Origin of the sequence: Phocaeicola intestinalis, assembly GCF_014837065.1 — a bacterium.
Taxonomy (GTDB): Bacteria; Bacteroidota; Bacteroidia; order Bacteroidales; family Bacteroidaceae; genus Phocaeicola; species Phocaeicola intestinalis.
The window spans coordinates 1-9,169 of record NZ_JACSPP010000090.1 but is presented as its reverse complement, the minus strand read 5'-3'; the positions used below and the strand labels follow the sequence as shown (position 1 = coordinate 9,169).

Below are 9,169 nucleotides of genomic sequence, written 5' to 3'. Positions count from 1 at the left end.
CAGTACGGTTACAGAAGGAAAAATAACCAAGATCAGGAAGAAAATTAATGCCAGACCGAGAGAAAAACTCAATTTCTTGACTCCGGCTGAGGTCTTTTTCAAAAATATTTCGTAATGTTGCACTCGCTGGTTGACTCTGCCTTTGTTTTGCAAACTATTTAAGATGAAAAATTTTTTCGGTCCAACTTGGAGTAAGTTATTTCGGTTTGATATAATTGAACAACATCATTTACGGTTTGCTGATGATATTTGTTTTCGCGAGGATGAGTTGTTCACGTTTCAATATTGCAAGTATGTAGAAACTGCACGTGTATTACCGACGGTGACATATAATTATCAAGAAACTGCAAATTCATTGATGAGACGTTACGTAAATCCACATATGATTTATAATGTGATAAATAAAAGTTATGAGGCGACACAACAATTGCCTTTGACGCAAAATTTTAAAAATATAATTGAGGATTATTATACGGATTCTCTTGTCATGTGTGGTTGGTCATTATATTCAACCAAACATTTAGAATCAAGAAATAGTAGAATGCACTTTTTGAAATTGATTTTAAAAAGAAAAAGATTGAGACCTGCCAAAATTTTATTCAGATTTGCGCCTTTACAAAACCCAACAGCTTTGGATTTATATCATTTGGCACGATATTTTATAAAAAGAATGATGAGAAAATAACAATAAGATCAGACACTTATCGGAGTAGAGAATTGTAAATCACTGAATGATAACTCTGTATGCAGGGAATACATCGGTATTTGTTTATCGCATAAAATTGGCCACAATATGTATGAACATGTTAAATTAGTTTTTTGTACTTTTAGTCTGTTGTTAATATGGTCTTTTGTTTATTCTGGGAAACGTATTTCATGTGTTCAGAATGATAAGTCATATTGGAAATTAGCAACCTTACCTATTATTGTTTTTACTTTATTTTATGGATTAAGATTTGGGCGATTAATCGATTATAATTTATATGCGGTCAGATATTATAGTTTAGGGAATCATTTGGATGATGAGTACGAATTATTGTTCCGATATGTATGTCATTGGGGGGCATCTTTGGGTATTCATTATCAATTTCTTATTCTTTTAATAACTTTCTTGGTGATATTGTCTGTTTTTTATTTTATAAAAGATGTAGTTTACAGGAAATCGATGTTATATATACTGATTGTTTTTCTTTTTGTTATTCCACCTATAGAGCAATTAGTAAGATGGTATTTTGCTGCAGCATTTTATGTATTTGCTATTTCTTTCTTTTTGAAATATGACTATGTAAAATTCGGTATATTTTCTCTTTGTGCGTGTTTAACCCATATTGGATATATTCCTTTATTAGTTTTTTTTATTGCAATATATTTTATTCATATTCAGCTAATTCCGACAAACATATGCTTTGTTTTGTTGATTCTTTCTGTTTTTTTAGGAAGTACACAACTTTTAGAAGGATTAACCCCTTATGTAAATATATTATCAATGAATGATAAATCTGCTATGTATGTTGATGGATTCTCATCTCTTGTAACAGAAGGTACGCAAAATATAGGAATTAGAGAATATCGATTTACTACTCAAATAAGAATAATATTAGCTAATAGTTTTCCACTGTTCTTTCTGAAAAACGTAAAAAAAGAAGGTATCAAAATGTGGATAATCAATACTTATTGTATAACTATTTTAATAAGTCCTATTTTTAGTAAAGTAGAAATATTGGATCGTTATATAAGTATCTTATCACTTCTTTCTTGTCCAATTTTTATTGGAGTAGCTTTCAAACTTTTTTTTAAGAACTATTCCAATTTTAAATATCCAATACAGATATGGGGTATTATAAGTTTTATTTCTAATTTATATCCTATATTATCAGGACTATTTGGTAGAGAAGACTGGTGGTATATGCTGTTTATTTGGGATGCTAATGGGAGAGAGATATTGCCTGTTTCCTTATTTTAATAAATTTAAATGTTATAACGATGATAAATAATCCATCTATTTCTATAATAATCCCCATTTTTAGAGTTGAGAATTTTTTACCACGTTGCCTTGACAGTGTTCTCGCGCAAACCTATACAGATTTTGAACTTTTGCTCATTGATGATGGCAGTCCAGATAATTCCGGTAAAATATGTGACGAATATGCAAAGAAAGATAAGCGAATCAAAGTATTTCATAAAAAGAATGAGGGGGTTAGCGTAGCAAGAAATGTAGGATTAGATAATGCCAGAGGCAAATATGTAGCTTTTATAGATTCAGATGATTGGGTAGAAGTTGATTATCTCAGTTGTCTTTATACCACTGCTGAAGATCAATGTGCAGACATCGTTGCTTGCGATTATCTCATAGAGAAAGGTTCTACAACTCCGGTATATATGAAGCAGAAGCATGTAAACGACCGATTGGTTGTCATAAAAATGTTATTGACTAATGAATTAAAGGGATATTTATGGAATAGATTGTTCAGGCGAAATCTTTTTTCAGTAAACCAAATTCGTTTTTCAGCAGGAATAGGGATGTGGGAGGATTTGGAAGTACTTGTTGCTTTGTGTTATAACGCTTCAAAAATTGCCTATTTGCCCCTAGGACTATACCACTATTCAATAATCAATCAGCAATCCGCAACATATAGTTATGACGAAAAAAAAATAAGCCAACGGATTTATATTACTCACTTATTGAAAGATTTTCTGAAAGCGCATGGATTAGAAAAGTCTTGCATTAGAGAGTTACATATACGCCAACTGTTAGCTAAAATGGAATATGCTACTGATGTCAAATTACACAATTTTAAAAAGTGGAATGAAACTTTTCCCGATGCATTTAATAAAAACTGGAGTCTGAACTATCCGTTGTGGATAAAAATCCAACAGTGGTTAGTCCATTACAAACTTTATCCAATTGCATATGTTACACTTCTATTCAAAAGAATAATAAAATACTAATTTCTTTTATGATCCCCAAAATCATTCACTATTGTTGGTTCGGAAATAATCCCATACCGAAACGTTTTCAACGCTTTATAGATGGCTGGAAAAAGTTAATGCCCGATTATGAATTCGTTTGCTGGAATGAAAATCGTATAGATGTGAATAGCTTGCCTTTTACCAAACGAGCATACGAGTTGAAGAAATTAGCCTTTGTGGCAGACTATACACGACTTTATGCACTCTACAATTATGGTGGCATTTACTTAGATACGGATGTCAAAGTATTGAAACGTTTTGACCCATATCTTGATAATTCTTTTTTCTCGTCTGTGGAGTACCATCCCCAAAAAGACATTGCAAGTTTTATTGATAGCAAGGGCAATCGGACAACATCCAAAGAAGATATAGGGATTGCTATTCACTCTGCTATTATTGCAAGCGAACCTCACACACAGTATATCAAGGAATGCTTGAAATACTATGAGAAATCAATGTTTTCTGACGTAATGTCTGAAAATAAAATAATTCCGGTAGTCTTGGCCATTACTGCTGAGAAATATGGATTTAAATACATTGATAATGAACAGATTTTGCGTGATAATATTCATATTTATCCATCCAAAATCTTTTCAGAATACAGAACAAGTTCTCGTGAATCTGTTGCAATTCATTATTGTGAAGGATCATGGGTAAAGCCTACAATTGGTTTGAGACTTCGCAATATATGCAAAAGAAATGCTTTCCTTTTAAACCTATGTATGTCATTAAAAAAACTGAGAAGAAACAAATCTAACTTCCAGACTTATGATTGATATGAAAAAGTTATTTTCTTTCAACTCCGAGCTGAATAAAGTAACCGGAGTGCAAAAGGTGTTGCTCGATATCCATCATGCTGTGAAGGATACGTATAATGCCAAGATAGTGGGTACTATACCGTATGGACAAGTGAATAAGAATCATGGGATAACGCAGTCGGAATATATACAGTTTAAGAATCCGTTTATATTTTACAATTCCATCGTGATTGTACATGAACGGAAATTCTTGTTGATGTTCTGGTTGATGAATCATCTGCTGTTCCAGCGGATAAAGTTGGTGTATGTGCATCATAACTTGTTCAACGACCACAGATTGTTGTCGGTTATGCCTAAAACGGTGGTTTCCATATCGGAACGGACAACCCGAAACTTAATTGAATTCTTTCGTGTGCCACCGCAGAATATCCACAAAATATATAATTGTGTAAAAGAAAAGCATCCCAGTCAGCGTACTTACCATATAAATGACAAGATTACATTGGTCTACCCAGCTCGTATAAACCAAGTAAAAAGACAAGATGAAGTTTATAAACAGTTGAAAGGCAAGATAGATAAAAGAATTCAAATCTTATTTGCTGGCGAAGGACCTAATTATCAAGCGTTGAAATCTTTAGTGAAAGAAGATGAGCAGTTCAAATGCTTAGGTTTTGTGAACGACATAATCGGTCTGCTGCAACAAAGTGATTATATGATGTTGTTTTCTTCAAAGGAAGGGTTACCCATTACCTTGATTGAGGCAGCTATGTGTTATACACCGATTGTCTGCAATGATGTAGGCGGCAATTGTGAAATTGCCCGTAACGGTCAGAATGCTTTTGTAGCAAATGATTGGGAAGAACTGATCCGTACTGTTAACCGACTTCCAACCCTTGATGCAACCACCTATATGTACATGGCTAATAGAAGCAGAGAAATATATGAGCAGAACTTTACATTTGAGAAATTCAAAAATAACTATTTAAACTTATTGAACCATCTAACATGAAATTATTTTCTCTTTTAATCCTTTGGGCATTATCATTTACTTTATTTTCGGTAAAATCTTCCGCCCAATCTTCTGCCGATGCTTTTGAAGCAAAGCCTTCGTGGGAAGAACATTTTAACGGAAAAGGGTGTCCCAATGAAAGCTATTGGACCATATCAAAAACTTATACAAAACAACATCTGGCTCGTTATGTGGAAGACCCTCAGAATGTATACGTAAAACGAGGTAAGTTGCATCTTGTGTTGCGTCAAAATCCTGAAGATACAAGTTCTTATATTTCCGGTCGCATCGTTTCGAAGCGAACGTTTTCATGTGGCAAGTTGGAATTCCGTGCCAAATGCCCGGTCAGCAAAGGTGTCTGGAATGCAATTTGGTTACGAGATGCCTCGAAAGAAAAATGTCGTGGGGAGATAGACATTTTGGAACAAATCGGTTGTTGGGGTAAAGAGAAATACCAATTGAATTTCCATTTATGGGGAAAATTTGGAGGAAAATCCAATAACCATCAACAAAATCAACGGTATGCAAATATTGATGTGTCAGACTTCCATATATATACATTAGAGTGGTATGAAGAACGTTTTGTAGCATTGGTTGATGGGCAGGAGGTGTGCCGCTTTTCCAAAGATGAAATCAAGGAATGGCCGTTTAACCATGACTATCACATGATTATTGCGCTAGCTTATGGGGGTAATTGGGCAGGAGCTTGCGGAACAGACGATGCCGCTTTGCCACAAACCTTGCAAGTGGACTGGATAAAATATTACGAACTTAAAAAGAAGGCACGATGATAGAATTGGCTCCTTATGATTTGTGTACTGGATGTACCTCCTGTGCAAATGCTTGTCCTCACCATGCCATCACGATGCAGGCAGACGGTGAAGGCTTCCTATATCCGACCATTGACCGGAATCGATGTGTGGAGTGCGGACTTTGCACCAAAAGGTGTCCCATCTTGTCCCCTCTGCGGAGAGATAATACGAATGTTCCGAAAACTTTTGCCCTGTGGAGTTATCCGGATCGGACAGTTAGCAGTTCTGGTGGTGCTTTTTCGGCCTTTGCCAGAAATATTATAAAGGAAAAAGGTTGTGTCTGGGGTGCTGCTTTCGTGAATAAGTCAAAATGCAAGCATATAGAAGCAAAATCATTAGATGAGCTTGTCGCATTAAGAGGCAGCAAATATGTGCAAAGTGAATTAAGGGATACATTTTCTAAAATAAAAGGTGAACTGCAACAAGGAATCCAGGTATTGTTTTGCGGTACACCTTGTCAAGTAGCTGGACTTCAAACTTATTTACACAAAGAATATGACAATTTGTTGACTTTAGATTTGGCTTGCCACGGTGTTCCTTCAGATATTGTATTTCAAGCTTATTTAAAGAAATTGTCAGACAAAAAAGGAGTAAATATTGACAGGTTTGAATTTCGTCATCTCAACGGTTGGGGCAAAGCCCCAACCGTTGAGATTAGGGGTAAATTGCGTCCTATTTACGGAATAGATAACCTGTATATGCGTGCTTTCGACCGATCGGCCTTGTTCCGTTCTTCTTGTTATTCTTGTCCGTATGCCCGTTTACCAAGATTAGGTGATTGTACAATTACTGATTTTTGGGGAATCGGCCGACATGGAAAGCCTTTTAAACAGAATGTATTAAAGGGAGTGTCTTTGGTACTGGCAAATAACAAAAAAGGAGAAAAAGCCGTATCGCAATTAGAGAATGTATTTATGGAACAACGCACATTGGAAGAAGCTTTGATAGAAAATCATAATATAACTCATCCGTCCCTGCGGCATCCTCAACGTAATCTAATAATCCATGCTTTCCTGAATCCAAATAAGACATTGGATGAGATAGCTGTAGAGTTTAATTTGATTGATAAAAGTTTGAAAGGACAAATAAAAGAATTGGCTTCCAAATGGCATGTGTTTGATTTGGTAAAGTCGGTCTATAACAAATATAAGTCATTATGAAAGTTGCCATATTATCCATGCAAGAAGTGAAGAATTACGGTTCCTTCTTGCAAGCGTTTTCATTGAAAAGGAATATAGAGGCTTTGGGACATGCCTGCGATTTCATTAACATTGTTCCAGGTCATCAGTTGGAAGGTTATGAAATCAGTCGTTTTCATAAAATAAAGTTATTATTTCAACGGTTATGGGGATGGGATTTTGTGAAACGTTTTGAGACGATTTACAAATTTCAAACACGTTTTTCTAAAGAGTTTCTTCCTTATCTTGGAGTGAAGCAGGGAGAAAATCATGAGCATTATGATGTGATAGTGATAGGGAGTGATGAAGTCTTTAATTGTGCTCAACGGACTTGGTTTGGCTTTTCTCCTCAATTATTTGGAAAAGGATTGAATGCAGATAAGAAAATTACCTATGCAGCTTCATTTGGTGCTACTACGTTAGACAAACTGCAAAAAATGAGCATCAAAGAAGAAATTAGTGAATTGCTGAAACAATTGGATTGTATTTCGGTACGTGACGGGAATAGTGCGGAAGTGGTCAAAGTGTTGACAGGGAAAGATCCATTACGGCATGTTGATCCTGTATTGATATACGATTATACACAATTTATGCCTTTGGAAATCAGGAAAGACAAATATATGATTGTCTATACTTATCCCGAACGAATTACCAATGCCAAAGAAATAACTGCAATCAAGCAATTTGCACGCGACAAAGGATTAAAACTAATTTCAATCGGGCATTATTTCCCATGGTGTGATGAAGTAGTTGTACCTACACCTTTTGAAGTGTTGGCTTACTTTAGAGACGCTGATTATATCGTTACGGATACATTTCATGGCAGCATCTTCTCAATTAAACACAATAAGCCTTTTGGTACAATTATCCGGACAATGAACAACCAGAAACTAAGCTCCTTGCTGAAACAATTTGGACTGGAGTCCAGAATCGTGAATGACGTTACATGCTTACAGTCTATTCTGGAAACTCCTATTGATTACACTTTGGTCAATAAGCAGATTGCAGAGGAAAGAAATCAATCTATCAAATATTTGTCATCTCAATTGTCATAAGGTGGTATGTTTTCCCTTCTCGTACAACAAATCCTTTCAGCGGAGACGTTTTCTTTTTCTGAGGTCTTTATGCGAAAAGGCAAGATTTATACGTTCTTGAATCCGGTTTCCTACTTGTCTGCGTTAGACAATAAAGAGTTGTTCGGCAGGTTTGACGGTATATTTGCCGATGGTTCCATATTGGTAGCTGCTATCAGGTTGCTTTATGGCAGGACAGTTACCCGAAGAAGCTTTGACATGACTTCGTTGGCTCCGGAGTTGCTCTCGTTTGCTGAATCAAACCGAAAAACAGTCTATATTGTTGCCTCACGACAGGAACAGGTGGAAAGGGCGGCAAGTATATTCCGGGAACGTTATCCGGATTTGCAATTTAGCGGATACAGGAACGGATACTTCACATCGGAAATGGAAATGGACAGAGAGGCTGAAAGGATTGTTGCCTTGAATCCAGATTTTCTGATAGTGGGTATGGGGATTGTCATGCAGGAAAAGTTTTTATTGAAAGTACATGATAAAGGTTACAAAGGAATCGGTTTCACTTGTGGCGGCTTCATCCATCAGACGGCAAAGAATGAGATAGATTATTATCCGGCATGGGCAGACAGGTTGAACCTTCGTTTTGCATATCGGATGTATAAAGAGAAGCATACGCGGAAACGGTATCTGCAAGCGGCTTTCCAATTTCCTGTCCGTTTTATCGCCGAACGGTTTTTCGGATAATCTGCCCTATCATCCTCCCTATCCCATAGAGAACAGAAAATGGAACAAGGAGAATGAAAATCATATAAGGAATAATCTTCCCAATACATTTACTGAATGCTGTTTTCATGCTGCAAAAGATAATTGTAAGGGATATATTAGCAGAAAAAAATAGCCAAAGTTTCGTAAGCACTCAATTTGGAGTATAGATAATACAGCTAATAATAATAATACCGTGCAGTCCGCATCAGACAGACCAACACCAGCTATACCTGACAGGTGTGAACTTCTCATCGGAAACGAGAACGGTGGAGAAGTAGACAGTGTCAGATTTGCGTATCTACATGCCGGCACTTCCGCCTAAGAGGCATAAGACTTTGTGCCGTAGAGGCCATTTTTCTTAAAGCTTTGCTATTTCTTCCGCACTAAGTCCGGTAGCTTTTGCTATGATATCTGCAGGGACACCTAAGCGCTTAAAGTTTTGTGCATCCTCCAATTTGGCTTCTTTCTTGCCTTCTTTCTTGCCTTCTTCCCTTCCTTCCCGCATCGCGTCCTCTACCTTATTCTGCATGTCCTCCTCGTAAATCCGGCTCACGTAGAAACGGTCTACCGCCTTATCATAAGCCACACGGTTCGCTTCCGACAGGTTCGCTACGGCAGCCAGCCGTTCCAGATGCTTGAACACCTG

At 36.5% G+C, this 9,169-nt stretch carries 9 protein-coding genes and 1 pseudogene; 9 read left to right on the top strand and 1 reads right to left on the bottom strand.

Going from position 1 to position 9,169, the window contains the following annotated elements; genetic code table 11:
• Positions 1-163 precede the first annotated feature (163 nt).
• From H9625_RS16530 to H9625_RS16490, 9 genes are all read left to right on the top strand, one after another.
• Complete coding sequence (locus H9625_RS16530; protein ID WP_191765395.1) at positions 164-685, top strand: hypothetical protein; 522 nt, start codon at positions 164-166, stop codon at positions 683-685.
• Between the two features lie 108 nt (positions 686-793).
• Positions 794-1,963 (top strand): EpsG family protein, encoded by a 1,170-nt coding sequence (locus H9625_RS16525; RefSeq protein WP_191765393.1) that lies wholly within the window; start codon positions 794-796, stop codon positions 1,961-1,963.
• Between the two features lie 20 nt (positions 1,964-1,983).
• The gene (locus H9625_RS16520) at positions 1,984-2,949 is read left to right on the top strand and encodes a glycosyltransferase family 2 protein (protein WP_087212461.1); all 966 of its coding nucleotides are present in this window, start codon (positions 1,984-1,986) and stop codon (positions 2,947-2,949) included.
• 8 nt (positions 2,950-2,957) lie between these two features.
• Positions 2,958-3,746 (top strand): glycosyltransferase family 32 protein, encoded by a 789-nt coding sequence (locus H9625_RS16515; protein WP_191765392.1) that lies wholly within the window; start codon positions 2,958-2,960, stop codon positions 3,744-3,746.
• Entirely contained in the window at positions 3,739-4,737 is a 999-nt protein-coding gene (locus H9625_RS16510) for a glycosyltransferase family 4 protein (protein ID WP_191765390.1), read from the top strand. The genes H9625_RS16515 and H9625_RS16510 overlap by 8 nt, the downstream gene beginning before the upstream one ends.
• Positions 4,734-5,528, top strand: a complete 795-nt coding sequence (locus tag H9625_RS16505; RefSeq protein ID WP_191765388.1) for a glycoside hydrolase family 16 protein — start codon at positions 4,734-4,736, stop codon at positions 5,526-5,528. Before H9625_RS16510 ends, H9625_RS16505 begins: the two co-directional genes overlap by 4 nt.
• Positions 5,525-6,709: a Coenzyme F420 hydrogenase/dehydrogenase, beta subunit C-terminal domain gene (locus H9625_RS16500; RefSeq protein WP_191765386.1), complete on the top strand. Its 1,185-nt coding sequence runs from the start codon at positions 5,525-5,527 to the stop codon at positions 6,707-6,709. The genes H9625_RS16505 and H9625_RS16500 overlap by 4 nt, the downstream gene beginning before the upstream one ends.
• Positions 6,706-7,782 carry a polysaccharide pyruvyl transferase family protein gene (locus H9625_RS16495; protein WP_087407060.1) on the top strand — a complete coding sequence of 359 codons (1,077 nt, stop codon included), beginning with the start codon at positions 6,706-6,708 and terminating at the stop codon, positions 7,780-7,782. Before H9625_RS16500 ends, H9625_RS16495 begins: the two co-directional genes overlap by 4 nt.
• Positions 7,783-7,788: 6 nt before the next feature.
• Positions 7,789-8,502 carry a WecB/TagA/CpsF family glycosyltransferase gene (locus H9625_RS16490; RefSeq protein WP_191765384.1) on the top strand — a complete coding sequence of 238 codons (714 nt, stop codon included), beginning with the start codon at positions 7,789-7,791 and terminating at the stop codon, positions 8,500-8,502.
• A gap of 379 nt (positions 8,503-8,881) precedes the next feature.
• Here H9625_RS16490 and H9625_RS16485 read toward each other — a convergent pair.
• Positions 8,882-9,169, bottom strand: a pseudogene (locus H9625_RS16485) (PD-(D/E)XK nuclease family transposase); the annotation flags it as partial.